General features: G+C 74.2%; 29 protein-coding genes. 16 read left to right on the top strand and 13 right to left on the bottom strand.

Translation table 11 applies throughout. From position 1 onward, the window contains the following. Window positions 1-156: 156 nt before the first annotated feature. Window positions 157-600, top strand: a complete 444-nt coding sequence (locus ACFQ87_RS17935; protein ID WP_380611721.1) for a thioredoxin family protein — start codon at window positions 157-159, stop codon at window positions 598-600. A 49-nt stretch (window positions 601-649) separates the two neighbouring features. Here ACFQ87_RS17935 and ACFQ87_RS17940 read toward each other — a convergent pair whose 3' ends face one another. Beyond that, the gene (locus ACFQ87_RS17940; protein WP_380611722.1) at window positions 650-1,666 is read right to left on the bottom strand and encodes a helix-turn-helix transcriptional regulator; all 1,017 of its coding nucleotides are present in this window, start codon (window positions 1,664-1,666) and stop codon (window positions 650-652) included. Window positions 1,667-1,768: 102 nt separating this feature from the next. Here ACFQ87_RS17940 and ACFQ87_RS17945 point away from each other — a divergent pair, with 102 nt between their 5' ends. The 4 genes from ACFQ87_RS17945 to ACFQ87_RS17960 all read left to right on the top strand — a co-directional run bounded on the left by ACFQ87_RS17945 (window position 1,769) and on the right by ACFQ87_RS17960 (window position 6,180). Next, on the top strand, window positions 1,769-2,503 hold the full coding sequence (locus tag ACFQ87_RS17945) for an alpha/beta fold hydrolase (protein WP_380611723.1): 735 nt from the start codon (window positions 1,769-1,771) through the stop codon (window positions 2,501-2,503). Window positions 2,504-2,655: 152 nt separating this feature from the next. Further along, window positions 2,656-4,101 carry a dihydrolipoyl dehydrogenase family protein gene (locus tag ACFQ87_RS17950; RefSeq protein WP_380611724.1) on the top strand — a complete coding sequence of 482 codons (1,446 nt, stop codon included), beginning with the start codon at window positions 2,656-2,658 and terminating at the stop codon, window positions 4,099-4,101. A 112-nt stretch (window positions 4,102-4,213) separates the two neighbouring features. Beyond that, window positions 4,214-5,308 carry a WD40/YVTN/BNR-like repeat-containing protein gene (locus ACFQ87_RS17955; RefSeq protein ID WP_380611725.1) on the top strand — a complete coding sequence of 365 codons (1,095 nt, stop codon included), beginning with the start codon at window positions 4,214-4,216 and terminating at the stop codon, window positions 5,306-5,308. A gap of 116 nt (window positions 5,309-5,424) precedes the next feature. Further along, window positions 5,425-6,180 (top strand): GNAT family N-acetyltransferase, encoded by a 756-nt coding sequence (locus ACFQ87_RS17960; protein WP_380611726.1) that lies wholly within the window; start codon window positions 5,425-5,427, stop codon window positions 6,178-6,180. A 56-nt stretch (window positions 6,181-6,236) separates the two neighbouring features. On the opposite strand, the gene ACFQ87_RS17965 is transcribed toward ACFQ87_RS17960, so the two are convergent. After that, entirely contained in the window at window positions 6,237-6,455 is a 219-nt protein-coding gene (locus ACFQ87_RS17965; RefSeq protein ID WP_380611814.1) for a zinc ribbon domain-containing protein, read from the bottom strand. 18 nt (window positions 6,456-6,473) lie between these two features. On the opposite strand from ACFQ87_RS17965, the gene ACFQ87_RS17970 reads away from it, so the two are divergent. After that, complete coding sequence (locus ACFQ87_RS17970) at window positions 6,474-6,608, top strand: hypothetical protein (protein ID WP_380611727.1); 135 nt, start codon at window positions 6,474-6,476, stop codon at window positions 6,606-6,608. A gap of 44 nt (window positions 6,609-6,652) precedes the next feature. Here the strand turns inward: ACFQ87_RS17970 and ACFQ87_RS17975 are convergent, their stop codons facing one another. Then, complete coding sequence (locus ACFQ87_RS17975) at window positions 6,653-7,063, bottom strand: DUF4436 family protein (protein WP_380611728.1); 411 nt, start codon at window positions 7,061-7,063, stop codon at window positions 6,653-6,655. Window positions 7,064-7,219: 156 nt separating this feature from the next. On the opposite strand from ACFQ87_RS17975, the gene ACFQ87_RS17980 reads away from it, so the two are divergent. Then, complete coding sequence (locus tag ACFQ87_RS17980) at window positions 7,220-8,257, top strand: LacI family DNA-binding transcriptional regulator (protein ID WP_380611729.1); 1,038 nt, start codon at window positions 7,220-7,222, stop codon at window positions 8,255-8,257. Between the two features lie 23 nt (window positions 8,258-8,280). On the opposite strand, the gene ACFQ87_RS17985 is transcribed toward ACFQ87_RS17980, so the two are convergent. Beyond that, window positions 8,281-9,318, bottom strand: a complete 1,038-nt coding sequence (locus ACFQ87_RS17985; RefSeq protein ID WP_380611730.1) for a sphingomyelin phosphodiesterase — start codon at window positions 9,316-9,318, stop codon at window positions 8,281-8,283. Window positions 9,319-9,551: 233 nt separating this feature from the next. Further along, the gene (locus tag ACFQ87_RS17990) at window positions 9,552-10,070 is read right to left on the bottom strand and encodes a GNAT family N-acetyltransferase (RefSeq protein ID WP_380611731.1); all 519 of its coding nucleotides are present in this window, start codon (window positions 10,068-10,070) and stop codon (window positions 9,552-9,554) included. Window positions 10,071-10,178: 108 nt separating this feature from the next. Between ACFQ87_RS17990 and ACFQ87_RS17995 the strand changes: the two genes are divergently transcribed. After that, window positions 10,179-11,288: a hypothetical protein gene (locus ACFQ87_RS17995; RefSeq protein WP_380611732.1), complete on the top strand. Its 1,110-nt coding sequence runs from the start codon at window positions 10,179-10,181 to the stop codon at window positions 11,286-11,288. A 63-nt stretch (window positions 11,289-11,351) separates the two neighbouring features. Here ACFQ87_RS17995 and ACFQ87_RS18000 read toward each other — a convergent pair whose 3' ends face one another. Further along, on the bottom strand, window positions 11,352-11,819 hold the full coding sequence (locus tag ACFQ87_RS18000; RefSeq protein ID WP_380611733.1) for a molybdopterin-dependent oxidoreductase: 468 nt from the start codon (window positions 11,817-11,819) through the stop codon (window positions 11,352-11,354). A 390-nt stretch (window positions 11,820-12,209) separates the two neighbouring features. Here ACFQ87_RS18000 and ACFQ87_RS18005 point away from each other — a divergent pair, with 390 nt between their 5' ends. Beyond that, complete coding sequence (locus ACFQ87_RS18005) at window positions 12,210-13,724, top strand: PucR family transcriptional regulator (protein ID WP_380611734.1); 1,515 nt, start codon at window positions 12,210-12,212, stop codon at window positions 13,722-13,724. Here ACFQ87_RS18005 and ACFQ87_RS18010 read toward each other — a convergent pair. Further along, complete coding sequence (locus tag ACFQ87_RS18010) at window positions 13,706-14,113, bottom strand: hypothetical protein (protein ID WP_380611735.1); 408 nt, start codon at window positions 14,111-14,113, stop codon at window positions 13,706-13,708. The genes ACFQ87_RS18005 and ACFQ87_RS18010 overlap by 19 nt on opposite strands. 179 nt (window positions 14,114-14,292) lie before the next feature. On the opposite strand from ACFQ87_RS18010, the gene ACFQ87_RS18015 reads away from it, so the two are divergent. Beyond that, window positions 14,293-14,664: a YciI family protein gene (locus ACFQ87_RS18015; RefSeq protein WP_380611736.1), complete on the top strand. Its 372-nt coding sequence runs from the start codon at window positions 14,293-14,295 to the stop codon at window positions 14,662-14,664. 79 nt (window positions 14,665-14,743) lie between these two features. Then, window positions 14,744-15,991, top strand: coding sequence for an RNA polymerase sigma factor (locus tag ACFQ87_RS18020; protein ID WP_380611737.1), 1,248 nt, complete (start codon window positions 14,744-14,746; stop codon window positions 15,989-15,991). Window positions 15,992-16,019: 28 nt separating this feature from the next. On the opposite strand, the gene ACFQ87_RS18025 is transcribed toward ACFQ87_RS18020, so the two are convergent. Beyond that, complete coding sequence (locus ACFQ87_RS18025; protein WP_380611815.1) at window positions 16,020-16,487, bottom strand: MarR family winged helix-turn-helix transcriptional regulator; 468 nt, start codon at window positions 16,485-16,487, stop codon at window positions 16,020-16,022. Window positions 16,488-16,629: 142 nt separating this feature from the next. Between ACFQ87_RS18025 and ACFQ87_RS18030 the strand changes: the two genes are divergently transcribed. Then, complete coding sequence (locus ACFQ87_RS18030) at window positions 16,630-17,412, top strand: dioxygenase (RefSeq protein WP_380611738.1); 783 nt, start codon at window positions 16,630-16,632, stop codon at window positions 17,410-17,412. Window positions 17,413-17,438: 26 nt separating this feature from the next. On the opposite strand, the gene ACFQ87_RS18035 is transcribed toward ACFQ87_RS18030, so the two are convergent. The 4 genes from ACFQ87_RS18035 to ACFQ87_RS18050 all read right to left on the bottom strand — a co-directional run bounded on the left by ACFQ87_RS18035 (window position 17,439) and on the right by ACFQ87_RS18050 (window position 19,712). After that, entirely contained in the window at window positions 17,439-18,086 is a 648-nt protein-coding gene (locus ACFQ87_RS18035) for an NAD(P)-dependent oxidoreductase (protein ID WP_380611739.1), read from the bottom strand. A gap of 225 nt (window positions 18,087-18,311) precedes the next feature. Beyond that, window positions 18,312-18,698 carry a VOC family protein gene (locus ACFQ87_RS18040; RefSeq protein ID WP_380611740.1) on the bottom strand — a complete coding sequence of 129 codons (387 nt, stop codon included), beginning with the start codon at window positions 18,696-18,698 and terminating at the stop codon, window positions 18,312-18,314. A 4-nt stretch (window positions 18,699-18,702) separates the two neighbouring features. Beyond that, complete coding sequence (locus tag ACFQ87_RS18045) at window positions 18,703-19,254, bottom strand: GNAT family N-acetyltransferase (protein WP_380611741.1); 552 nt, start codon at window positions 19,252-19,254, stop codon at window positions 18,703-18,705. Beyond that, window positions 19,251-19,712 carry a group II truncated hemoglobin gene (locus ACFQ87_RS18050; protein ID WP_380611742.1) on the bottom strand — a complete coding sequence of 154 codons (462 nt, stop codon included), beginning with the start codon at window positions 19,710-19,712 and terminating at the stop codon, window positions 19,251-19,253. Before ACFQ87_RS18050 ends, ACFQ87_RS18045 begins: the two co-directional genes overlap by 4 nt. Before the next feature lie 166 nt (window positions 19,713-19,878). On the opposite strand from ACFQ87_RS18050, the gene ACFQ87_RS18055 reads away from it, so the two are divergent. The 3 genes from ACFQ87_RS18055 to ACFQ87_RS18065 are packed head-to-tail and all read left to right on the top strand — an operon-like array spanning window position 19,879 to window position 22,612. After that, complete coding sequence (locus ACFQ87_RS18055) at window positions 19,879-20,643, top strand: SDR family NAD(P)-dependent oxidoreductase (protein WP_380611743.1); 765 nt, start codon at window positions 19,879-19,881, stop codon at window positions 20,641-20,643. Window positions 20,644-20,662: 19 nt separating this feature from the next. Beyond that, window positions 20,663-21,025 carry a MerR family transcriptional regulator gene (locus ACFQ87_RS18060; RefSeq protein ID WP_380611744.1) on the top strand — a complete coding sequence of 121 codons (363 nt, stop codon included), beginning with the start codon at window positions 20,663-20,665 and terminating at the stop codon, window positions 21,023-21,025. Window positions 21,026-21,076: 51 nt separating this feature from the next. Continuing rightward, window positions 21,077-22,612, top strand: coding sequence for an AMP-binding protein (locus tag ACFQ87_RS18065; RefSeq protein ID WP_380611745.1), 1,536 nt, complete (start codon window positions 21,077-21,079; stop codon window positions 22,610-22,612). Between the two features lie 9 nt (window positions 22,613-22,621). Here the strand turns inward: ACFQ87_RS18065 and ACFQ87_RS18070 are convergent, their stop codons facing one another. Next, the gene (locus ACFQ87_RS18070) at window positions 22,622-23,434 is read right to left on the bottom strand and encodes a LuxR C-terminal-related transcriptional regulator (protein WP_380611746.1); all 813 of its coding nucleotides are present in this window, start codon (window positions 23,432-23,434) and stop codon (window positions 22,622-22,624) included. Between the two features lie 147 nt (window positions 23,435-23,581). Here ACFQ87_RS18070 and ACFQ87_RS18075 point away from each other — a divergent pair, with 147 nt between their 5' ends. Then, entirely contained in the window at window positions 23,582-24,400 is an 819-nt protein-coding gene (locus ACFQ87_RS18075; protein ID WP_380611747.1) for a TIGR03084 family metal-binding protein, read from the top strand. The last annotated feature ends 20 nt before the right edge of the window (window positions 24,401-24,420 follow it).

A 24,420-nucleotide genomic window follows, 5' to 3' on the forward strand; every position in this document is an offset into this window, starting at 1 on the left:
GCGAACCGGGCGCCGGCGACGCCCTGGCCCCGCGGGGTGCGCTGCGCATGGGGAGCCTCCCGCCACGGTGAACGGACTGGACGTCCTTCTGTACGGTCCGTGGTGGCCGCGTACTCAATACGGAAGAGCCCCGGAATACCCCGGCGGGCATCACCGTTGTGCCCGGCAGATGGTCCGTACCGCCACCTTCGGAAGGGAAGGATTCGCGAGATGAGCAACACGGTCGAGCTGACCAAGGAGAACTTCGACGAGATCGTCCCGGGCCCGGAGGGCAAGGACTTCGTCTTCATCGACTTCTGGGCCGGATGGTGCGGGCCGTGCCGCCAGTTCGCCCCGGTGTACGAGAAGGCCGCCGAGCGCCACCCGGACCTGGTCTTCGCCAAGGTGGACACCGAGGCGCAGCAGGAGCTGGCCGCCGCGTTCGGCATCCAGTCGATCCCGACGCTGGCGATCATCCGTGAGGGCGTGCTCGTCTTCTCGCAGCCCGGCGCGCTGCCCGAGGCGGTGTTCGAGGACCTGATCGGCCAGGCCCGCACGCTGGACATGGCCGAGGTGAAGCGCAAGGTGGCGGAGGAGCAGGCGGCCGGCGGCCAGGCCTGATCCGGACGGACCTGACGGGCCCGGGGAGCGGTGTCTCCCCGGGCCCTCGTCATGCCGGCGGCCCGCCGTCTTCCCGCCCGTTCCCTTCCCGCCCGCCGTCTTCCCGCCCGTCATCCGCACCCCAGGCGGCGAGCCGGGCCGCGAGCGCCCGGACCTCCGCCCGCAGTTCGGCGGGCTCGCGGACGACGAACGGCCAGCCCAGGCCGGCCAGCATGACCGCGACGCCGTCCAGGTTCTGCGCCCGGGCCCGCAGCAGCACCCGGCCCTCGGCGAGCTCGGTGAGCGTGCCCGCCGCGGGCGGCAGTCGGCGGCGGGCCTCGGCGAGGGTGGTCTCCAGCTCCACCTCCACCCGATGCCGCCAGGGCACCCCGGCCAGCGACTCCACCACCCGCTGCACCGGATCGACGTCCTCGGGCGGCTCGAAGCCGGCCCTGCTCTGCTCGACCCGCTCGATCCGGTCCAGCCGGAAGGTGCGCGGCTCGCCGCTGCGGTGGTCGAGCCCGGTGGTGTACCAGCGGCCGGAGTGGAAGACCAGGCCGTACGGGTCGAACTCGCGCTCGCTGGGCCGGTCCTCGCGGTCCCGGTAGGCGAGCCGCACCCGGCGTCGACGGCGGGCCGCCTCGGCCAGGGCGAACAGCGCGGCCGCGGCCGGGCTGGGGCCGGCGACGGGCGCGGTGGTCACGCCGAGGGTCTGCTCGACGGCGGCGATCCGTTCGCGCAGCGGCGGGGGAAGCACCCGCTGGATCTTGGCGAGGGCGGTCTCGGCGGCCCGCTCCCCCACCGACAGGCCCGAACTGCGCCCGGCCAGCAGGCCGAGGACCACCGAGGCGGCCTCCTCGGGATTGAGCATCAGCGGCGGGAGCCGGTAGCCGGGCAGCAGGCGGTAGCCGCCGTAGCGGCCGCGCCCGGCTCGGACCGGGATGCCGAGTTCGGCGAGGCGCGCGGTGTAGCGGCGGATGGTGCGCTCGTCGACGTCGAGCCTGGCGGCCAGTTCGGCGCCGGTCAGGCCGGGGCGGTCCTGGAGCAGCTCCAGCAGGGCGAGCACACGGCTGACCGGGTGTTCCACCAGGGCGCTCCTTTCTTGCCGCGACATCCGGGCGGGATCTGTCCGGATTCGATCCTAGAGTCGGCGATGACGGAGGCCCCACCGACGAAGGAGCGATCCACCATGAGCACGTTCGTACTGGTCCCCGGGTTCTGGCTCGGCGCCTGGGCCTGGGACGAGGTCGCCGCACCGCTGCGCGCGGCCGGGCACGAGGTCCACTCGGTGAGCCTGCCCGGGGTGGCCGAACGGGCCGGCGAGCAGGGCGACTTCGGGCTGGAGGACCACATCGCCGACCTGGCCGAGCTGCTGGTGCGCGAGGACCTGTGGGACGTCGTGCTGGTCGCGCACAGCGGCGCCTGCGCCCCGGTGGGCGGGGTCGCGGACCGGATGCCGGAGCGGATCCGGCGGGTGGTCTACCTGGACAGCGGCCCGATGATCGACGGCGGTTCGCTGTACGACCTCTGGCAGCCCGACTACCGCGAGGCCGCCGACGCCACGGTGGTCGACGGCCGCCTGCCGATGCCGCCCTGGGACGTCATCGCCGCCCACGGCGCCAGCATCGAGGGCCTGGACGAGGCCGCGCTGGCCCGGATCGGCGCGCGGGTCACCCCGCAACCGGCCCGCACCTACCGGGACCGGCTGCGGCTGACCGGCGCCGGGGCCGCGCTCCCGCAGGCGCTGGTGTCCTGCTCCTTCCCGCTCGACCAGGTGCGGGCGATGATCGCGGCCGGCCACCCCTGGTTCGTCGGACTGGACGGGCCGAACTGGGAGCTGCGCGAACTGCCCACCGGGCACTGGCCGATGTTCTCCCGCCCGGCCGACACCGCCGCGCTGCTGGCGGAGCTCGCGGCAATCTGACCCGGTCCGCGTGTTCGCCGACGCGGGGGCGCGTCCAGGTCGCAGGATGGGCCCCACGCCGCGCCCGCGTACGGGTGGCGGGTACGGGAGCACGGGCAGCCGCGGCCCCCGCCCCGGGGGCCGGGTGGCCATCGAGACCACGGAGGACGGACATGACCAGCAGCACCGCCGAGGAGTACGACGTCATCGTCGTGGGCGCGGGCCCGACCGGCGAGAACGTGGCGGACCGGACGGTCGCGGCCGGGCTGAGCACGGTGATCATCGAGTCCGAACTGGTCGGCGGGGAGTGCTCGTACTGGGCCTGCATGCCGAGCAAGGCGCTGCTGCGTCCGGCCGCCGCGCTGACCGACGCCCGCTCGGTGGGCGGCTCCCGGGAGGCGGTGGGCGGCGGACGGCTGGACGCGGCCGCGGTACTGGCCCGGCGGGACTCCTTCACCTCGAACTGGAAGGACGACGGGCAGGTGCAGTGGCTGCGGGACACCGGCATCGAGCTGGTCCGCGGTCACGGCCGGCTGGCGGGGGTGCGGACCGTCACGGTGGAGGCCGAGGACGGCACCGAGCGGGTGCTCACCGCCCGGCACGCCGTCGCCGTGTGCACCGGCAGCCGACCGGTGCTGCCCGCCGGGGTGCCCGGGCTGGCGGAGGCGCACCCGTGGACCAACCGGGAGGCGACCGGCTCGCCCGCCGTCCCCGGGCGGCTGGCGGTGGTCGGCGGCGGGGTGGTCGGGACGGAGATGGCCACCGCCTGGCGGGCGCTCGGCGCCGAGGTCGTCCTGCTGGTGCGCGGGGACGCGCTGCTGCCGCGGATGGAGCCCTTCGCGGGCGAGCTGGTCGCCGAGGGGCTGCGGGAGGCGGGGGTGGACCTCCGGTTCGCCGCCGTGGTCACCGCGGTGGAGCGGGCCGGGGCCACCGGGCCCGTCGTGCTGACGCTCTCCGGCGACGAGCGGCTGACCGCCGACGAGGTGCTGTACGCGACCGGCCGGGCCCCGCGCACCGCCGACATCGGGCTGGAACAGGTCGGACTGCGGCCGGGCGACTGGCTGGAGGTGGACGACAGCTGCACGGTGCTCGGAGTGGACGGCGAGTGGCTCTACGCCGCCGGGGACGTCAACCACCGGGCACTGCTCACCCACCAGGGCAAGTACCAGGCCCGGATCACCGGCGCGACGATCGCCGCCCGCGCCCAGGGGCGCGCGCTGGACACCTCGCGCTGGGGCGCGCACTCTGCGTCCGCCGACCTGGCGGGCGCGCCGCAGGTCGTGTTCACGCAACCGGAGGTCGCCGCCGTCGGCCTGACCCTGGCGGCGGCCGAACAGCTCGGGCTGCGGGTCAAGGCCGTCGACCACGAGATCGGCGCCGTCGCCGGGGCCTCGCTGTACGCCGACGGCTACCGCGGCCGGGCCCGGGTGGTCTACGACCTGGACCGGGAGGTGATCGTCGGCGCCTGCCTGGTCGGGCCAGCCGTCGCCGAGCTGCTGCACTCGGCCACCGTCGCGGTGGTCGGCGAGGTGCCGATCGACCGGCTCTGGCACGCCGTGCCCGCGTACCCGACGATCAGCGAGGTGTGGCTGCGGCTGCTGGAGGGCTGCCGGGGGTAGCCGCCCCTTCCGGGTGAGCGGCGCGGCGAGATGTCGCCTTCGGTGGACGGCGGGACACTGGCAGTCGGGGGGCGTCCCGGGGGGCCGTGCTCGTGACCAGGTGGTGTGAGGCATGACCGAGGTGCTGTTGGCCGTCGGAACCGAGAAGGGCCTCTTTCTCGGCCGCAGCCGCGACCGGCTGGACTGGGAGTTCAGCGGGCCGCACTTCCGGATGAACGCGATCTACTCCGTCTCGATCGACCGCCGCGACGGCCGCACCAGACTGCTCGTGGGTGCCGACAGCAGCCACTGGGGGCCCTCGGTCTGGCGCTCCGACGACCTCGGCGCCGGCTGGTACGAGCCGCCGCGGCCGGCGATCCGCTTCCCCGAGTCCACCGGCGCCTCGCTCACCCGGGTCTGGCAGCTCCAGCCCGCCGGGCCGGAGGCCCCCGGGGTCGTGTATGCCGGCACCGAGCCCGCCGCGCTGTTCCGCTCCACCGACGGCGGCGAGACCTTCACGCTGGTCGAGTCGCTCTGGAACCACCCCCAGCGCAGCGAGTGGGGCGCCGGCTACGGCGGCCAGGGCCTGCACACCGTCCTGACCGACCCGCGCGACCCGCAGCGGCTGCTGGTCGCCGTCTCCAGCGGCGGTGTCTACCGCAGCAAGGACGGCGGGGACAGCTGGGAGCCCTCCAACGCCGGACTGCGCGCCGAGTTCTTCCCGCCGGACAGCCAGTACCCCGAGTTCGGCCAGTGCGTCCACAAGATCGCCCCGGACCCGGTCCACCCGGACCGGCTCTACCTGCAGAACCACGGCGGCGTCTACCGCAGCGACGACTGGGGCGGCAGCTGGCGCTCCATCGTGGACGGGCTGCCCGCCGAGTTCGGCTTCGCCGTCGCCGCCCACCCGCGCCGGGGCGACACCGCCTACCTCTTCCCACTCGGCGGCTCGGACGACCGGATCCCGCCCGGCCGCCGCTGCCGGGTCTTCCGCACCACCGACGGCGGCAGCAGCTGGCAGCAGCTCGGCGAGGGGCTGCCCGGCGAGGACCACTACGGCATCGTGCTGCGCGACGCCCTGCGCACCGACGACGCCGAACCGGCCGGGATCTACTTCGGCAACCGGACCGGCGACGTGTACGGCAGCCGGGACGAGGGCGAGAGCTGGTCGCTGCTGATCTCCCACCTGCCGGACGTGCTCTGCGTCCGCGCGGCGGTGGTGGGTTGAGCGGCGCCCGGCGGGCGCCCGGCGGTGAACCCGCTGGTCGAAAACCTGTTGCCTGGACGCTCCCGTCCTGGTGAGCATGGGCCGCCGACGAACGATCTCGTGAAGTGGGGTGGGCCATGCCCGAAACGGACTGGGTGACCAGGCGGAACGGCGAGGGCGTACCGGTGGTGCGCTACCAGCTGGGAGAGCGGGAGGGGCGGCCCTGGGCCGACCTGCTGGAGGTCCTGGACGGCTCGGTGGACGCGGCGGAGTTCGTCCGCGCCGAGCTGCCCGGGTGGGTGGTCTCCGGCCCTCCCGAGCTCGGGCAGCGCCTGCTGGAGCGGGGCGCGCGGCCGCTGCGGCACGCCCACACCTTCCGGCGCGACCTGCGCGCCGACCCCCCGCCCGCCGACTGGGCCGGGGCGCCGCTGCGCGAGGGCCTGCGGGCGGTGCCCTGCGACCGCGCGCCCGAGGAGCTGCTGGAGTCCTGGCGGGCCGCCTTCCACCCCGACCACGTGGACCACTTCCGCGGTGACGACACCCAGGCGCTCGCCGAGCGGATCGGCCCGCTGCTCGCCGGGAAGGCCATCGGTCCGGTGCTGCCCTCCAGCCTGCTCGCCGTGGACGCCGAGGACCGGGTGGTCGCCGGGGCCGTGCTCACCGACCGCGACGGCCTGCCGTGGGTCGCCGAGGTCTTCCGCCACCCGCGGCGCGGCTACCGCGGCCTCGGCGCCGAGCTGCTGCGCCGGGCGATCGCCGACGCCGCCGACCGAGGGGTGGCCGACGTGCACCTGGTGGTCTCCGAGGGCAACCCGGCCCGCCGTGTCTACGAGTCGCTGGGCTTCCTGCTGCAGGAGACCTCGCTGACCGTGATCGTGCCGGACGCCGGCTAGCGCCCGAGGCCCTGGGCTCCAGGGCTGCCCGGCCCAGGGCCGCAACGGCTCAGGGCTCAGGGCCGGGCCAGTTCCAGGACGGCGATCCCGCCCAGGACGGTGAGCGCGGCGGTCAGTCGCAGCCGCCCGAGGCGCTCCCGGAACACCATCGTGGCGATCAGCGCGGCGATCTTGGCGTGTTCCGCCTGCCCGGCGGCCAGGATGTTCCGAGCAGCATTGAGGTCACGGTCGTGCACCACGCCGCACGCCGGACAGGCCCACTCCCGAACGTGCAGGAGCTTGGGCCCGTCGCGGTGTCCTTATCTGGGACCACGGCCAGCCGGCTCACCCACCTGGCCGCCATGGACGCGCTCGCCCAGACCTTGCTGACGCTGCGCGGCCCGAGGGCGGAGCAGGCTCTCCGGTTCTCCGCGGACTACGTGTGCTGACGCGTGGCTTGTGGATCTTCGCCGGACCCTGCGGCGGCGCGGCGCTACGTCGTGGGCCGGTGCGCGCCCTCGACCCGGGCGCCGCGCACCACGACCATGGTCAGGCCCACCGCGACCAGCAGCTCCGCCCAGAAGAACGCCGCGTAGTCCAGCAGCGAGCCGATCGGCGGGTTGCCGGGTGCGGCGTTGCGCATGCCGACCAGGGCGAACAGCGTCGCCGCCATCCAGCTCAGCGCGGGCCAGATGATCCCGCGCCGCTGCCACACGATCAGCCAGGCCGCCAGCAGCCCGGCGGTGACGAGCAGCGCGATCGTCACCATCACGGCGTACGCCCGCCAGGGCCGGGCCTTCGGCCGGGTGGCGCTCACGGCGCGCACCCGGGTGTGGATGCGGACCCGCTGCCGGGTCGTCGGGCGCAGTGACCGGGTGGCCCGGCGCTGCGGCGGCGTGCTCATCGACCTGCTCCCACGGTCGGCGGCGGCCCGCTGCCGCCCGTCCCGCCAGCGTCGGCACCGCGCCCCCTCCCCCGCAACCGGGGCGTGCCGGTCGGGGGGGCCTGCCCGGAGCTCGGGAAAGCCGCTGGTCGGAGGTGCTGTGTAGGCTCAATACCCATGGCGAGGGTGACACGGGACGATGTGGCGCGGGTGGCGGGGACGTCCACGGCGGTCGTGAGTTATGTGATCAACGACGGACCCCGGCCGGTGGCGCCGGCCACCCGGGCCCGGGTGCTCGCCGTGGTCGAGGAGCTCGGCTACCGCCCCAACCGGGTCGCCCAGGCGATGGCGCGGCGGCGGACCGATCTGCTCGGCATGGTCGTGCCGGACGCCCGGCAGCCCTTCTTCGCCGGGCTCGCCCACGCCGTCGAGCAGGCCGCCACCGAGCACGGCCGGCTGCTGCTGATCGGCAACTCCGACTACGCCGACGAGCGTGAGGCGCACTACATCCGCGCCTTCCTCGGCATGCAGGTGGACGGCCTGATCCTGGTCACCCAGGACCCGGCCACCCCCGGGCTGACCGGCTTCGACTCGGCCGACGGCACCCCGGTCGTCCTGCTGCACCACCGCGCGGAGAGCGCCGACGGCGTGGCCGTGGTGGCGGACGACGAGGGCGGCGCCCGCGAGGTGGTCCGCCACCTGCTCGACCACGGCCACGCCGAGGTGCACTGCTTCGGCGGCACCCTGGCGCTCAGCCCGCTCGACCCGGTCACCGGGCGCACGGCCGGCTGGGCCGCGGCGCTGGCCGACGCCGGGCTGTCCCCCGAGGGGCGGCTCACCCAGGCGCCCTTCGACCGGGTCCGGGCGCACGCCGAGGCGCTCACCCTGCTGAGTCGGCCCGACCGGCCGTCCGCCGTGTTCTGCGCGACGGACGACCAGGCGATCGGCCTGCTGCGGGCCGCCGACGACCTCGGCATCCGGGTGCCGGAGGACCTCGCGGTGGCCGGCTTCGACGACATCGCCGAGGCGGTGATCGCCGGACCGGCGCTGACCACCGTCACCACCGCGCCGGACGCGATGGCCCGGGCCGCACTGGAACTCGTCCTCGGCGGGCCGGAGCGCCGCGCTGCCGGGGCCCGGACCTTCCCGGCCAAGCTGGTGGTGCGGCGCTCCTGCGGTTGCCCGGCCCCCAGCCGGGCAACCGGCCTGATATAACCTCAAAGCCCTGGACCGACAGGTCAGTTCAGCTGGAACGTGGCCTCGACCGGGTAGTGGTCGCTGGGCGCGTTGGTGTCCAGCTGGCCCGGCGTCCAGCCGGCCTGCGGGTCGAAGTCGACCTTGACGTCGGACATCCCGGCCGGCACCGGGCGGCCCGGGGCGTTGAGGTAGCCGATGTAGTCGAGGTCGTCCCGGTAGTCCTTCGGGAAGGTCTCGACGCCCGCCATGTACTGGCACCAGGAGGAGACCGGGCAGTCCATGGTGGTGCGGTCCTGGCTCGGGTCGGTGGCCGGGGTACCGAGCACGCCGTTCACCGCGTTCTGGGCGTTGGTGTAGTCGCCGCGGCTCTGGCCGTGGAAGTACTCGACGTTGAGGTCGCCGCCGATCAGCACCGGCGCGCTGCTGCCGACGATCCCGTCGACCCAGGCGCGGATCTCGGCGAGCTGGCCGAGCCGGGTGGACTGGGTGGTGTCGGTGGAGACGTCCGACTCGTCGGCCTGCAGGTGGGTGCCGACCACCCAGGAGGTGTTGCCGCCCCTGTTCACCTGCACCAGCGCCGCGCCCTTGTTGGCGTGGTAGTCCCAGGTGCCGTAGGTGGAGTTGCTGAAGACGTGGGCGTACTGGGCGGTGATCGGGTACTTGGAGAGGATCATCGTGCCGCCGTTGATGACGAACCACGAGCTGGAGCAGTTGCCGCTGATGCCGGTCCAGCCGCCGCCGGAGCAGGTCTCGCCGACCACCGGGGTGCGGTACGGGTAGAGGTCGGCGAGCTTGCTGTTGATGTCGGCGGTCGAGCTGTTGTTGAACTGCTCGTCCAGGATGACCACATCGGCGTTGTGCTGACGGACGATCTGCTCGATCACCGGGGTGCGGCGGGCGGCCTGCTCGTTCTGGGTGCTGTCGACGACGGCGGTGCCGAGGTCGACGTTGAAGGCGAAGACGGACAGCGTGGTCGGGCTCGCCGAGGTGGTGGCGGAGGCGGTCGGGGCGGTGCCGCCGAGCAGCAGTGCGGCGGCGGCCGCCGAGGTGAGGGCGGTGGCCGTGCGACGCGAGAGCATGGGCGTTCTCCTGGGGAGGGATCCGTCAATCCGGTGGGGCCCGGCGCCGGGGTGACCGGCCGCCGGGGATTGGCGGGGGAACGCTAGCTACCGCTCGGTACGTCGGGAAGAACGCCAGGCGATCAGTTCCGGCAGATCATGTGGCCGTGAGATGTCTGTACAGCTCTGGGTGGGTGGACGACAAGATGTCTGTACACCCTCGCGCCCGGCGATCGGGGCCCGGTGAACCGCCCTCAGCCGTCCAACAGTTCGTCCGCGAGCAGATCCATCAGCAGGTTGTCGTGCCAACTGCCGTCCGGGCCGCGCTCGTACTGGCGCATGGTGCCCACCGGGCGGAAGCCGACCTTGGCGTAGCAGCGGATCGCGGCGGCGTTGTCCGCGGCCGGGTCGATCACCAGCCGGTGGTAGTGGTGGTCGTGCACCAGATGCCGGGCCATCACGCGGACGGCGTCGGTGCCCAGGCCCAGGCCGTGCACCGACGGGTCCAGGTAGAGGTCCATCCCGGCGTGCCGGTACTCGTCGTCGTTGTTGGCGTACCACTGGATGGCGCCGACCACCTTGCCGCCCAGGTCGATCGCGAAGGTCTCGGTGTCGGGCGATTCCAGGTCCCCCGCGACCTCGTCGGCCAGGTCGTCGCCGCCGCGCCAGCGGGCGAACACCTCGGGCGTGCTGCGGATCGCCACCAGCGCCGGGATGTCGTCCTCGGTAGCCGGGCGGAGCGTGACCAGGGTGCCGTGCAGAATCGTCCCCATATGGGGCATGTTGGCACGGAATCCGTTCCGCGGCGAGCGGTTTGACGCGCTGACCGGGCCTTCGGCCGCGTTGCCCGCACCCCTTGCGACCAGGGATGATGCTCCGCCGTGACACACCTCATCATCATCGTCCTGGTCGTGGTGATCTCCGCTGCCGTGACCAAGGCCAGGAAGTCCAAGGCCACCACCTGGGCGCAGACCGATTTCGACGCCGCGGCCTACGGACTCGTCCCGCGCGAGCGGCTCGACCCGCACCGAGGCGGCCCGGCCCCGGCCCCGCACCGCCGCAGGGAGTCGCAGGCGATAGCCGACGCGGCCTGGGCCGGGAACTGGCGGCCCGCCGCCGAGTACGTCGAGGCCGCCGGTCAGGACTGGGACGAGCGGTGGTCCCGGCTGGAGTTGCTGGACTCGATCGCCGGCCAGGACGACGCCTGGCTCAAGGCCTGGCGCGCGGCCGACCCGGGCCACTGCGACGCGGCGGCCCTGGAGGCCAGCCGGATGGTGCACGCGGCGTGGGAGATCCGGGGCGGCAAGTACGCCCACGAGGTGCCCGAGGAGGACATGAACGCCTTCCGGACGATGCTGCCCGCCGCCATCGAGGCGGCCAAGCGGGCCTCGCTGCTCGACCCGGCCAACCCGGCGCCCTGGGTGGTCATGGTGACCGCGGCGCGCGGCGCCCAGTACCAGCCCGAGCAGTTCGAGGAGCTGTGGCGCGGCCTGGTCGAGCGGGCGCCGTTCCACTACGCCGGCCACCTCCAGGCGCTGCAGTACTGGTGCGCCAAGTGGTTCGGCTCGGACCGGAAGATGACGGCCTTCGCCGAGAAGGCGATGGACGCGGCCCCGGCCGGCAGCCCGCTGGCCGGCGTCTACCTGTTCGCGCTGTACGAGCTGGAGCTGCGCGAGACCCTCGGCGGGCTGACCAGCGACGCGACCCGGCGCCGACTGAAGCAGGTGGCGGCCTCGCTGACGCAGGTCCGGCCGGACGACCAGCGGCTGACCATGCTGCGGCACCTGCTCGCCGCCTACGCGGGCCGGGCGGAGCTGTACGACGTCGCGCTGGAACAGTTCCGGGCGATCGGCCCGTACTGCGGCTGCAAGCCGTGGACCAAGGCCGACGACCCGGTGGCCGCCTTCGAGCTGGCCCGCGGGGCGGCCGTGCGGCTCTCCGGGGCGCAGCCGCTGCCGCCGGAGCTGCGGCCCAAGGCGGGTCGCCCGTAAGGGCGTTCGGGGCCGACCGGCGGGGCGGGCCGGGGGCGGGCCGCCCGTAACGGCGTCGGGGGGCTACCCGGCGGGTCGGGCCTGGGCCGGGTCGCCGAGCGGGCCGAGCCAGACGGCGGTGACGGCACTGACGTAGCGGGCGCCGAAGTGGTCGTCGGGGACGACCAGCTGCGGGCCGGTGGTGTCCAGCGGGGCGCCGTCCATGCTGGTGGCGAGCAGGATCCGGCGGCCGCCGAAGTCCGGGTCGATCTCGGCCCAGGAGACCACGGCCCGGTGACCGTCGGCGCCGACCACGTTGAGCAGGAAGCGCAGCCGCTGCTTGCGGCCGGAGAAGTCGATCCGGGGCCGGGCGGCGAGCAGGACGTCCAGCAGGGCCGGGCCCTCGTAGCCGTGGCGCTGCTCGCCCTCGGTCCGGCAGTCGAAGCTGACCTCGACGCGGTGCGCGGGGAGGGTGCGCAGTTGCTCGACGGTCAGCTCGGCGGGCTCGTCGAGGTGGCCGTGCAGCCGGACGGTGGGTCTCGCCGGGGTCATGGTGCTCCCTCCTCCCGGGCCGCTCCGCTGCGGCCCGGGAGATGGGTACCCGAGGGGGAGCTCGGGCATTCGCAGTTGCGGCGCTGAATGCCTTCTTTCATCGGCAGTTGCGATGATTCGGATGGCTTTCAGCTTGCAACTGCGAGTCATCGTGCGGGGCGCGCCGGAGGAGACGGCTCGGCGCGCCCCGCACCCATTGGAGCAACCCGGCAATCGGGTGGACGACTGGTTCCGGGCACCAGCCGCAAGCCTCTTCGCTGGATGATCCGACAAGAAGGTTCACGGTCTTTCGGCTGGCATTTACGATGCCCGTACGGCCTTCGTCCTCGCATGTGCGAGAGATGCGGGTGCGACGTACCACCGCGACACCCGGGCGAGAGCGAGCGAGAGATGATCGTCGGAGACCTGCTGCACCTCGACGACCTGTCCATCCGGCTGGCCTGGGGCACCCCCGAGCTGCTCGACCGCCCGGTCACCGGCGTGAGCTCCACCGACCTCCAGGACCCGGCCCGCTACCTCCAGCCCGGCGAGCTGGTGCTCACCGGACTGGTCTGGTGGCAGCCCGCCGACACCTCCGGCGCACTGCGCTTCGCCACGGCCCTGCGCAGCGCGGGCGTGGCGGCGCTGCTGGCCGGCGAGGGCACCCACGGCAGCATCCCGGACAGCCTGGCCGAGGCCTGCCGCACCCACGGCATCCCGCTGCTCGCGGTGCCCGCCGGGGTGAGCTTCCGGGCCGTCACCGACCGGGTCTACCTGCGGCTCTGGGGCGACCTGCGGGCCGGGGCCCAGGACACCGCGGCCATCCCGGAGACCGTCCGGCGCGAGCTGCTCGACCTGGTCCGCGCGGAGGCCGGGCCCGGCGAGGTGCTGGCGCACGCGGTCGGCCGGCTCGGACTGCCGGACTGCTCGCTCACCACGGCCGGCGGCCGCCCCCTCGCCCCCGGCGCCCCGCCCGCCGCGACCCGGGAGAGGGGGTCCGCCGGGCGCGGCGAGGCCGGGCTGCCGGTGGGCCCGCAGGACGGCTCCCCCTTCGACGGCTGGCGGCTGCGGGCCCACCCGCGCACCCCGGCCGCCGACCCGGCACTCCAGGGCCTGGCCGAGCTGCTCGCCCCGCTCGCCGCCCGTGCCCAGGCCGCGGCGGGCGCCCGGCGCCGGGCCGCCGGACGCCTGCTGGACGCACTCGTCGACGACGGCCGGCTCGCCGAGCCGCTGGCGGCCTGCGGGCTGGACGGCGCCGGGCCGCTGGTGGCGGTCGGCGCGCGGATCGAGCCCGGCCGGTCGGGCGACGAGGTGCCGGCCGGATGGGCGGCGCACGCGCTGGCCGAGGCGCTGAACCCGCTCGACGCGCCCTACGCGGCGGGCACCGACCGCACCGGCCTGACCGCCGCGCTGGTGGCCGCGCCCGTGGAGCGGGTCGCCGAGCGGCTGCGCCGGGCCCGCCCCGCGCTCCAGGCCCGGCTGACCGGTCAGCGCACCCTGCGGATCGGGGTCGGCCCGGCGGCCCCGCCCGACCCCGAGTCGCTGCGGGCGGCGCTGGTGCAGGCCCGGTACGTCCTGGTGGGCACGGCCGGTCCGGTCGCCAGCGCGGCCGAGCTGGACACGCTGGACGGGCTGCTGCGCGGCATCCCGGCGGAGGTGACGGCCGCCTTCCACACCCGGCTGCTGGCCCCGCTGACCGCCCACGACGAGGAGAACAGCGTCTCGCTGCTGGGCACCCTGGCGGTGTTCCTGGACCACGACGGCTCCTGGGCGCGGACGGCGGAGTCGCTGCACATCCACGTCAACACCGTGCACTACCGGATCCGCCGGATCGAGGAGCTCACCGGCCGCAACCTGGCCCGACTGCGGGACCGGATCGACCTGCGGGCGGCGCTGCTGTGCGCGCCTCAGGCCGTGTCGAGCTGAAGCGCCTCGCGGATGGAGCCCGTGGCACCCAGGTCGCATCCGATCAGGACGACGTCCTCGCCGTCCCGGCACTCGATCACGTCCCAGTGCTTCCTGATCGGCCCCGGGTCGCCCTTGCGCCACCTGCGCACCTCGACCAGCTCCAGGCCGCCCCTCGGCAGGTAGCGGGCCAGCGCGCTCGTCTCCCGGACCGGCGAGACCGCGAGCGCGGTGAGCGAGACGTGCAGAAAGGCCGCCTCCGGGCGGCAGTACGGCCGGGCGCCGATGACGCAGCCCTCGAAGACCACCACCCGCCCGTCCTTGAACGCCTCCGGGTGCTTCTGCGTCCGCTCTCCCGAACCCGTGGGCAGCAGAGCGGCCGTCACCACGCCGAGGATCTCGTCGAGCACTTCTCCCCCTCCATCGCTTCCGCGTTCGGATCATTCGACCACGGACGGCGCAGCCCGCGGCCCCCACCCCGGAAACCGGCGGAAAAATTCTTCCCGGCGGGTGTCGATCCGGCGCCCGCCTGATCGACGCAGGGGTGAGAGACGGGGAGAGGCCCCGCCCGCACGACCGAGGAGTCACCATGCCGCGCTTCATGACGCTGATCCGCATCGACGAGAACGCCCGCGGCGGCTGGGAGCCGGACCCGGGGTTCGAGCAGCGGATGGGGGCGCTGTTCGAGGAGATCACCAAGGCCGGGGTGATGCTGGAGACCGCCGGGCTGACCCCGACCGCCGAGGGCACCCGGCTGACCTGGGCCGACGGGAGGGTCGGATACACCGACGGGCCGTTCACCGAGACCAAGGAGGTGGTCGGCGGCTACGCGATCCTGCAGTGCAAGGACAAGGCCGAGGCCCTGGAGTGGACCCGCCGCTTCCTGCACACCCACCCGGCGAAGTGGACCGTCGAGGCGGAGGTCCGGCAGATCGACGAGATGCCGCAGCCCCCGCAGTAATCGCCGGAACCGCCGTGGCGCCTGGAACCGCCGTGGCAGTGTTTGCCTCCCTCTCCGCCTGCTGCTCTGATGGGTGGCCGTGACGGAGAGGGAGGCGGCGGCGGCCGTCGAGGCGGTGTTCCGGATCGAGTCCGCGCGGATCATCGCCGGGGTCGCCCGGATCGTACGGGACGTGGGCATCGCCGAGGAGCTGGCGCAGGACGCGCTGGTGGCCGCGCTGGAGCAGTGGCCGCGCGACGGCGTCCCGGACAATCCGGGCGCCTGGCTGACGGCCACCGCCAAGCGGCGGGCGATCGATCTCGTCCGCCGCCGGGAGGTCTACGCCCGCAAGCTCGCCGAGGTGGGGCGGTCGGTGGAGGACGTGCCGCCGCCGGAGCCGGTCGAGCCGGACGACATCGACGACGACCTGCTGCGGCTGATCTTCACCGCCTGTCACCCGGTGCTGTCGGCGCGGGCCCGGATCGCGCTCACCCTGCGGCTGCTCGGCGGGCTGACCACCCCGGAGATCGCCCGCGCCTTCCTGGCGCCCGAGGCGACGGTGGCGCAGCGGATCGTCCGGGCGAAGCGAACGCTGGCGAAGGCGGACGTGCCCTTCGAGGTGCCGTACGGCGACGACCGGGCGCAGCGGCTCTCCTCGGTGCTGGAGGTCATCTACCTGATCTTCAACGAGGGGTACTCGGCCACCGCCGGGGACGACCTGCTGCGCCCGCAGCTGTGCGAGGACGCGCTGCGGCTGGCCCGGGTGCTGGCCGCGCTGGTGCCCGCGGAGCCGGAGGCGCACGGGCTGGCCGCGCTGCTGGAGTTCCAGGCCTCGCGGACGGCCACCCGGACCGGGCCGGACGGGCGGCCGGTGCTGCTGGCCGAGCAGAACCGGGCCCGCTGGGACGGGCTGCTGATCCGGCGCGGCTTCGACGCGCTCCAGCGGGCGGGCACCGGGCCGTACTCGGTACAGGCCGCGATCGCCGCCTGCCACGCGAAGGCTCGGCGGTACGAGGACACCGACTGGGCCACGATCGCCGCGCTGTACGGGCGGCTGCTCGTGCTGACTCCCTCGCCAGTGGTGGCGCTGAACCGGGCGGTGGCCGTCTCGATGGCCCAGGGACCGGCCGCCGCACTGGAGTTGGTGGACGCGCTGGCAGCGGAACCGGCCCTGCGCGACTACCACCTGCTGCCGAGCGTACGAGGCGATCTGCTGGCCCGGCTGGGGCGGGCGGCGGAGGCCGGGGCGGAGTTCGAGCGGGCGGCGGAGCTGACCCGCAACGAGCGGGAGCGGGAGCTGCTGCGGGAGCGGGCGGCCTCGCTGGGGAACCGACCCGCTGGGACCTGACTCGCCGGGGAGCCAACTCGCTGGGGAACTAAGGAGTTTCGTCCTGGCGCAGTCGGGCGCTGACCGCGCCGAGGCCCTCGGCGAGGACGGCCAGCTGCTCGCGGGTGAGCACGTCGATCAGCAGCTCGCGCACCAGGGCGACGTGCCCCGGGGCGGCCTGGCGGATCATCTCCCGGCCCTGGTCGGTGAGTTCGGCGATGACGCCGCGCACGTCGCTGGGGCAGGAGCGGCGGGCGACCAGGCCCATCCGCTCCAGCTGGGTGACCTGGTAGGTCAGTCCGCTCTTGGAGGTGACCAGCTTGTCGGCCAGCTCGGTCATCCGCAGTGAGTCGCCCGGGGCTGCGGACAGGTGCACCAGGATCTCGTACTGCTGGTGCGAGAGGCCCGAGTCGTCCTTGAGCTGCCGCTCCAGCCGGCGGTTGAGCAGGTTGCTCGCGACGACGAAGCCCCGCCAGGCGGCCATCTCGTCCTGGTCGAGCCAGCGGGGTTCGTTCAGTGAGGACATGGGGTTAAGCCTACCTGTTGTTCAAATTCGAACGAAGGTGTACCGTCGAATGCAGAGGTTCAAATTTGAACTACTCCCGTCATCCGAGCCCCGATTCCCGGTCCGATCCCGGCCCGATCCCGAGGAGGACGCCATGAGCGCCGCGGCCCCCGAGCGCATGCCCGCCCTGTACCTCTCGCACGGCGCGCCGCCGCTCGCCGACGACCCGGTCTGGCCGGGCGAGCTGGCCGCCTGGTCGGCCGACCTGCCGCGCCCCAAGGCCGTCCTGATGGTCTCCGCCCACTGGGAGGAGGCCCCCCTGGCCGTCGGCGCCGTCACCACCGTCCCGCTGGTCTACGACTTCTGGGGCTTCCCCGAGCACTACTACCGGGTGCAGTACGCCGCTCCCGGCGCGCCGGAGCTCGCCGAACGCGTGCGCAAGCTGCTGCGCGCCCCCGGTACACCCGTCCAGGACATCCCCGACCGGGGCCTCGACCACGGCGCGTACGTGCCGCTGGTGGAGATGTTCCCGGCGGCCGACATCCCGGTGCTGCAGATCTCCATGCCCACCCTCGACCCCCAGCGCCTGCTGGAGATCGGCCGCCGGCTCGCCCCACTGCGCGACGAGGGCGTGCTGATCATCGGCAGCGGCTTCTTCACCCACAACCTGCGGGCGCTCAGCAACGACGGCCGGGTCACCTCGGTGATGGCCGAGTTCGACGACTGGGGCAGGCGCGCCCTGGACGCCCACGACCTGGACGCGCTGCTCGACTTCGAGCACAAGGCCCCGGCCGGGCGCCTGGCCCACCCGCGCACCGAGCACTTCGCCCCGCTGTTCGTCACCCTCGGCGCCGGCGAGGCCGACCTCGGCAGCCAGCACAGCGTCATCGACGGGTTCTGGATGGGGCTGGCCAAGCGGTCGATCCAGCTGGGCTGAACGGGTGAGCCCTCGGGCCCTGGAGGTCACAGCGAGCAGCAGGTGAAGCGCTCACCGATGTGCTCGGGCTGCTCGATCTCGTCCACCAGGGCGACCGCGTAGTCCGGCACCGAGATCCGGCTGCGGCCCTCGGCATCGGTGAGCAGCTGCTCCAGGCCGGTCCGGTAGCGGCCGGTCCGCTCCCCCGGGCCGATCTCGGCGGACGGGCTGAGCACCGTCCAGCGGATGTCGGAGACCGTCCGGTAGTAGTCCAGCGCCGCGCCGTGGGCGTGCATGATCTGCAGGAGCGGCTCCGGCAGGCCCGGGGTGTCCCAGACCCGAACGCCCGGCGCGGTCTCCAGGCCGCCCGCGCCGCCGACCGCGACCAGCCGGGGCGCCTCGTCGCCGAGCGCGCGCAGGCCCTCGACCAGGGCGCGGGCGGCGGGTTCGATCAGCGCCACGTGGCCGGGGCCGTCGCCGCCGCCGACGGCGCTGACCAGGACGTCCTGGCCGCCCGCGACCCGGGCCACGTCGGCCGGATCCAACACGTCGGCGCGCTCCACGAAGGCGGCTTCGCCCCGGTAGCGGTCCGGGTCGCGGACCACGGCGGTGAGCTCGTGCCCACGGGCCGCCGCCTCCGCGACGACGGCGCTGCCGATGCTGCCGTTGGCGCCGATCACGGCGATTCTGGCCATGGGTACCTGCCTGGTTGCTCGTGTCGGGGGGATGGTGTCAGACAGGGTCGATTATCGGACTCACGTCCGGCGGTGGCTCGGGGGCTAGGCCTTTCGCGTGACGGCCCGTCTCGTGTGACGGCCCGTCGGAGGAGTGATCATGCGCGGCGGCGACCCGGCCGCCCGCGTACGTCCTCGTGGAACCGGCGGGCGGCCGCGGGCGAGTGGTCGGCGCAGGGAGCTCGCTCAGGCGTGCGCGGTGGCGGCGCGCTCGGCCTTGCTGCGCTCGACGCAGAACTCGTTGCCCTCGGGGTCGGCCATGGTGATCCAGCCCGTGCCGTCCGGGCGGCGGTGATCGGCCAGCACGGTGGCGCCCAGGGCGACCAGGCGCTCCGCCTCTTCGTCCCGGTTGCGGTCCTGCGGCTGGAGGTCGAGGTGGACCCGGTTCTTCACCGACTTGCCGTCGGGCACCCGGATGAACAGCAGCTGGGCGCCGGCGGACTCCACCACCGCCTCCGGGTCGCCCGGGTTGTCGTCCTCGGCCAGGGTCCCGTCCAGCGCCTGCGCCCAGAAGTTCGCGAGGGCGAACGGGTCGGCGCAGTCGATCGTCACATGTCGTACCAGAGAAGCCATGCGCCTACTCTGGCCTGTCCCGTTCGGACGCGTCCAGCCTTTTCCGGGAGTGCCGGTGGCCGTCCAGCGGATACGGCGGGAAGGCCGGGACGATCTCCACGAAGGCGTATCCGCTCTTCTCCGCGACCCGGCAGGAGGCGTCGTTGTCGCCCTCGTGCAGCAGGTCGATCCGGAGCAGGCCCTCGTCGGCGAAGGTGTCGAAGGCCCAGGCGGTGAGGGCCTCCACCGCGCGCGGGGCCACGCCCCGGCCGCGTGCCGGGGCCGCCGTCCAGTAGCCCACCTCGGCCGACTCTCCGCCCGGGGCGCCGCGTTTGAGCACGACGTTGCCGGCCAGTTCGCCGGCTTCGAGGACGGCGAAGGCGTAGCGGGTGCCGGTCGCCCAACCCTCGTACTGCGTGCTCAGCCAGCGCGCGGCCTGTTCGGCGTCGGACACCGGGGTGCGGGTGAAGCGGCGCAGCGTCTCGTCCCGGTAGGCCTCGATCAGGGCCGGCGCGTCGGTGTCCTCGAAGGGACGCAGCAGCAGGCCGTCGGCTATCGGGTGGGCGGTGACGATCACTTCTCCAGCCCCTCCCAGCCCCAGAGCGGGGTCGGGCCGGCCTCGCCGAGGTCGGTGCCGGCCGGGGAGGCGGAGACGTCCTCGGCGATCCTGGTGCCCCAGTCGAAGTAGTCCAGCACCCGACGGCGCAGCAGCTCGTCCTCGGGTAGCTCCCGGCTCACCGCCTCGGCCATGACCTCCATCCAGCGCAGCCGCTGCTCCTCGGTGATGGCCAGCCCGAGGTGGGCGCGCAGCAGGGCCTGGTGGCCACCGAGCCGGTCGGTGAAGGCGGCGGGGCCGCTGAACACCTCGGCCAGCCAGACGGCGACGTGCTCGATGTGGGTGTCGGTGAAGTCGGCGAAGACGGGCGCGAGCAGGGGGTCGGCGAGGACGCCCCGGTAGAAGGTGTGGCTGAGGCGGCGCAGGGCCTCGATGCCGCCGACAGCCTCGTAGAGGGTGTCAGGTCGTCGGTCGCTCATGGCTGTTCTCCCCGTGGATGCGTGTGGCCGCGCGTTGCGACCTTCCTAGCAGGCGGGGGATCCCGGTGCCGCGTCGCGACGGCGCTGTTCGCGCGGGGCTCAGTAAGCGGAGGTCGGGATTTCGGTTTGACCCTGACGCTGGCGGCAGGGTCGGAGGGTTGTCCGCATGAACGACGAGAACACGGTGGAGCAGCGGGTCGTGGTGGTCACCGGGGCCGGGACGGGGATCGGGCGGGAGACGGCGCGGGCCTTCGCGGCCGAGGGGGCGCGGGTGCTGGCGGTCGGGCGCCGGCCCGGGCCGCTGGCGGAGACGGCGACCGCCTACCCGGGGCTGATCGAGCCGCTGGTCGCGGACGTCACCGGGCCGGACGCGCCGGAGGCGATCGTCGGGGCGGCGCTGGAGAAGTACGGGCGGCTGGACGTACTGGTCAACAACGCCGGGATCGTACAGAGCGGGCAGGGCCTGGGCAGCTACCACGCGGCGGGCATCGAGGCGTTGCTGGCCGTCAACCTGGTCGCCCCGGTGCTGCTCGGGCAGGCCGCTCTCCCGGCGCTGGCCGAGAGCCGGGGCGTGGTGGTCAACGTCAGCACCGCCATCGGACAGCGCGGCTGGCCGACCAACTCGGTGTACGCGGCGAGCAAGGCCGCGCTGGAGACGATCACCCGCAGTTGGGCGGTCGAACTGGCGCCGCGCGGCGTCCGGGTGGTGGCGGTGGCGCCCGGGGCCATCGACACCCCGATCGCCGACCACTCCGGGTACAGCCCCGAGCAGCGGGCCGCGGTGCGCAAGTGGCAGATCGAGCACACCCCGCTGGGCCGGGTCGGCCGACCGGCGGAGGTGGCCTGGGCGATCACCCGACTCGCTGCGCCGCAGGCCTCCTTCGTGACCGGCGTAGTGTTGTCGGTCGACGGGGGCGCGCTGGTGGGCTAGGCAGTGGGGCGGGTTACGGGTGCGGATCGGTGAGCTGGCGCGGCGGACGGGCAGTACCGCCCGGGCGCTGCGGCACTACGAGCAGGCCGGGCTGATCGACTCCGAGCGCGCCGCCAACGGCTACCGGGAGTACGGGGAGTCCACCGTCGTGCGGGTGCGCAACATCCGCGCGCTGGTGGGCGCCGGGCTCACCCTGGAGGACCTCCGGCCGCTGCTGGGCTGCCTGGACGGGGACGTGTTCGCGCGCCCGCCGTCCGAGCGGGTGCTGCGGATCGTCCAGGAGCGGCTGGCGGTGCTGGAGCGCCGGATCGCCGCCCAGACCGAGGCTCGGGACCGGCTGATGGCGGCGCTGGCGGCCGCCGGGAGTCCTACGGACGGGTGACACCCCCGATCGGGGGTGTGCAGGGGGCGCGCGGGATAGGACAGTGGGCGCATGCAGATTCCACTCTCCGTGATGGACTTCCTCGACCGGGCCGAGCTGGTCTACGGCGACCGGGTCGGCATCGTCGACGAGCCCGTGCAACCGGCCGAATCCTGGGGCGAACTGAGCTACCGCCGGATCGCCGAGCTCGCCCGGGCCCAGGCCGCCGGGCTGGACCGGCTCGGCGTCGGGCCGGGCGAGCGGGTCGCGATCGTCTCGCACAACTCGGCCCGGCTGCTGACCGCCTTCTTCGGGGTGAGCGGGTACGGCCGGGTCCTGGTGCCGGTGAACTTCCGGCTGAAGGCCGAGGAGGTCGCGTACATCGTCGAGCAGAGCGGCGCCTCCGTGCTGCTGGTCGACCCCGAACTCGCCGACGCGCTGGACGGGGTGGTGGCCAAGCACAAGTTCGTGCTCGGTGCGGACAGCGACGCCGTGCTCTACGACTTCGACAAGGCGCCCCGCCGGTACGCGATGTCCGAGAACGACACCGCCACCATCAACTACACCAGCGGAACCACCGCCCGCCCCAAGGGCGTTCAGCTCACCCACCGCAACATCTGGCTGAACGCGACGCTGATGGGCCTGCACTACGGTGCGAACGACCGGGACGTGTACCTGCACACCCTGCCGATGTTCCACGCCAACGGCTGGGGCCTGCCGTTCTCGCTCACCGGGCTCGGCGCCCGGCACATCGTGCTGCGCAAGGTGGACGGCGCGGAGATCCTGCGCCGGGTCGAGCGGCACGGGGTGACCTTCCTGTCCGGCGCGCCCGCCGTGGTGCAGATGGTGCTGGACGCGGCCGCCGACTGGGACGGCCCGGTGCCCGGCCGGGACCGGGTGCGGATGATCGTGGCCGGCGCGCCGCCGCCGACCTCGGTGGTGCAGCAGGTCGAGGAGCAGCTGGGCTGGGAGTTCATGCAGCTCTACGGCCTGACCGAGACCTCCCCGATCGTCACGGTCAACCGCTCGCGCGCCGAGTGGGACGACCTGCCGGCCGCCGAGCGGGCCGAGAAGCTGGTGCAGGCCGGCGCCCCGTCGCTCGGCACCCAGCTGCGGGTGGACCCCTCCGGCGAGGTGCTGGTGCGCTCCAACACCGTGCTGGACGGCTACTGGCGGCAGCCCGAGGCCTCGGCCGAGGCGCTGCGGGACGGCTGGTTCCACACCGGCGACGGCGGCACCCTCACCGACGGCCAACTGACCATCTCCGACCGGAAGAAGGACGTCATCATCAGCGGCGGGGAGAACGTCTCCTCGATCGAGGTGGAGGACTGCCTGTACAGCCACCCGGCGGTCGCCGAGGCGGCGGTGATCGGGGTGCCGCACGAGAAGTGGGGCGAGACCGTCAAGGCGCTGGTGGTGCTCCGGGAGGGCCACGAGGCCGTCACCGAGGCGGAGTTGATCGCGCACTGCAAGCAGCGGCTGGCCGGCTACAAGTCGCCCACCTCGGTGGAGCTCCGGGACGCGCTGCCGCGCACCGCCACCGGGAAGCTGCAGAAGTTCCGGCTGCGCGAGCCGTACTGGACGGGGCGGGAGCGCCAGGTCAACTGATCCGGAGGCTCAGCCTAGGAGGCCGGACTCCCGGGCGGTGAGGGCGAGTTCGGTCCGGTTACGGACGCCGAGCTTGTGCATCGCGGCCTTGAGGTAGCCGGTCACGGTGTTGCAGGTCAGACCCAGTCGGGCGGCGATCTCCGGGTTGGTCCGGCCGGTCGCCGCCCAGCGCAGCACCTCGTGCTCGCGCGGGGTCAACGGCCTTACGGGGGCGGCCGGTCGGGGCATCGCCCGGTTCCAGGACGCCGCTCCGGCGAGGGCCAGGGTGGCGGCCGCCGCCAGCTTGCCGACCGCGGCGATCCGGACGTCCCCGAACGGGACGACGGTGCGCAGCGAGGCGTACACCACGCCGTGCACGGCGCCGCCGTCCATCAGCGGGACGGTGAGCATCGCGTACAGGTCCTCGGCGGCCACGGCTGCGTCGTAGTGGTGCGAAATGGTCGTGGCCGCACGGTAGTCGGGCACCCAGGTGGGCGCGCGCTCGGCGAGCGCCCGGCCGCCGAGGCCGAGTCCGGCCGGGACGGGCACGTCGTGCAGCAGGTCCGCCCGGGTGCCGGCCCAGTGGCGCAGCACCATGCCCTCGCTGCCGGGACGGCTCCCGGGCAACGGCTCGGGCACGCCGACCAGACCGACGTCGGCGCCGCACTCGGCCACCACTCGGCGGGCGAGGTCGCCGAGCACGGCGTCCCGGACCAGCTCGGCGGCGCGCGCGGCGAGTTCGGGGTCGTCGGGTCGCACGACGTCGTCGGGTCGCACGGCGCCGTCGGCTTGGCCGGCGCCGTCGGCGGGTTGCGCAAGGTGGGGGTCCGCGGCCCTGGTCATCGCGGAATTGTCACACGCGGTGGGGCCGGTGGCGAGAGTCCTGACATGCGTGTTTCGTGGAGTGGCGGACGCCCGCGGCCGGCTGGGCGTAGGGTGCGGCCGTGTGCTACCGGCGGGTAGCAACTGCCCGGACCGGAGGGAAGACCGATGACCGACCCGAACGCCCCGGGCGACGTCCTGGGCGGGCTGCTGGCGGACCTGCGGGCCGAGAGCGCCGTCCTGGACGCTCTGGTGGCCGACCTGGCGACCGGGGACTGGGCCCGGCCGACTCCCGCCGAGGGGTGGACGGTCGCGCACCAGATCGCCCACCTGGCCTGGACCGACGACTGGACGGTGCTGGCCGCGCACGACCCGGAGGGCTTCGGTGCGGCGCTCGGCGGCCACTTCACCGAGCTGCTGGCCGCCGGCACCGACCCGGTCGAGGAGGGAGCGCGGGAGGGCGCGGCCGCCCGGCCCGCGGAGCTGCTCGCCCACTGGCGGGCCGGTCGGGAGGAGGTGCTGGCCGCGCTGGCCGCCGCCCCGGCCGACTCCCGGCTGCCCTGGTTCGGTCCGCCGATGAAGCCCGCCTCGATGGCGACCGCCCGGCTGATGGAGACCTGGGCGCACGGCCAGGACGTCGCGGACGCGCTCGGCGCGACCAGGGAGCCCAGCACCCGGCTGCGGCACATCGCCCACCTGGGGCTACGCACCCTGGGCTTCGCCTTCGCCGCGCACGGGCTGCCCGCGCCGGAGCACCCGGTGCGGCTGGAACTGACCGCCCCCGACGGCGGGTTGTGGGCCCTCGGCCCGGCCGACGCGCCGGATGTGGTGACCGGCCCGGCGTTGGACTTCTGCCTGCTGGTGACCCAGCGCCGCCACCGGGACGACCTCGCCCTCACCGCCACCGGCCCGGTCGCCACCGCCTGGCTCCCGATCGCCCAGGCCTTCGCCGGGGCACCGGGCAAGGGGCGGCAGCCCCAGGTGTAGGGACTGTCGGACCCCCGGGG

The sequence above is a fragment of the Kitasatospora sp. NPDC056531 genome (assembly GCF_042794375.1).
GTDB lineage: Bacteria > Actinomycetota > Actinomycetes > Streptomycetales > Streptomycetaceae > Kitasatospora.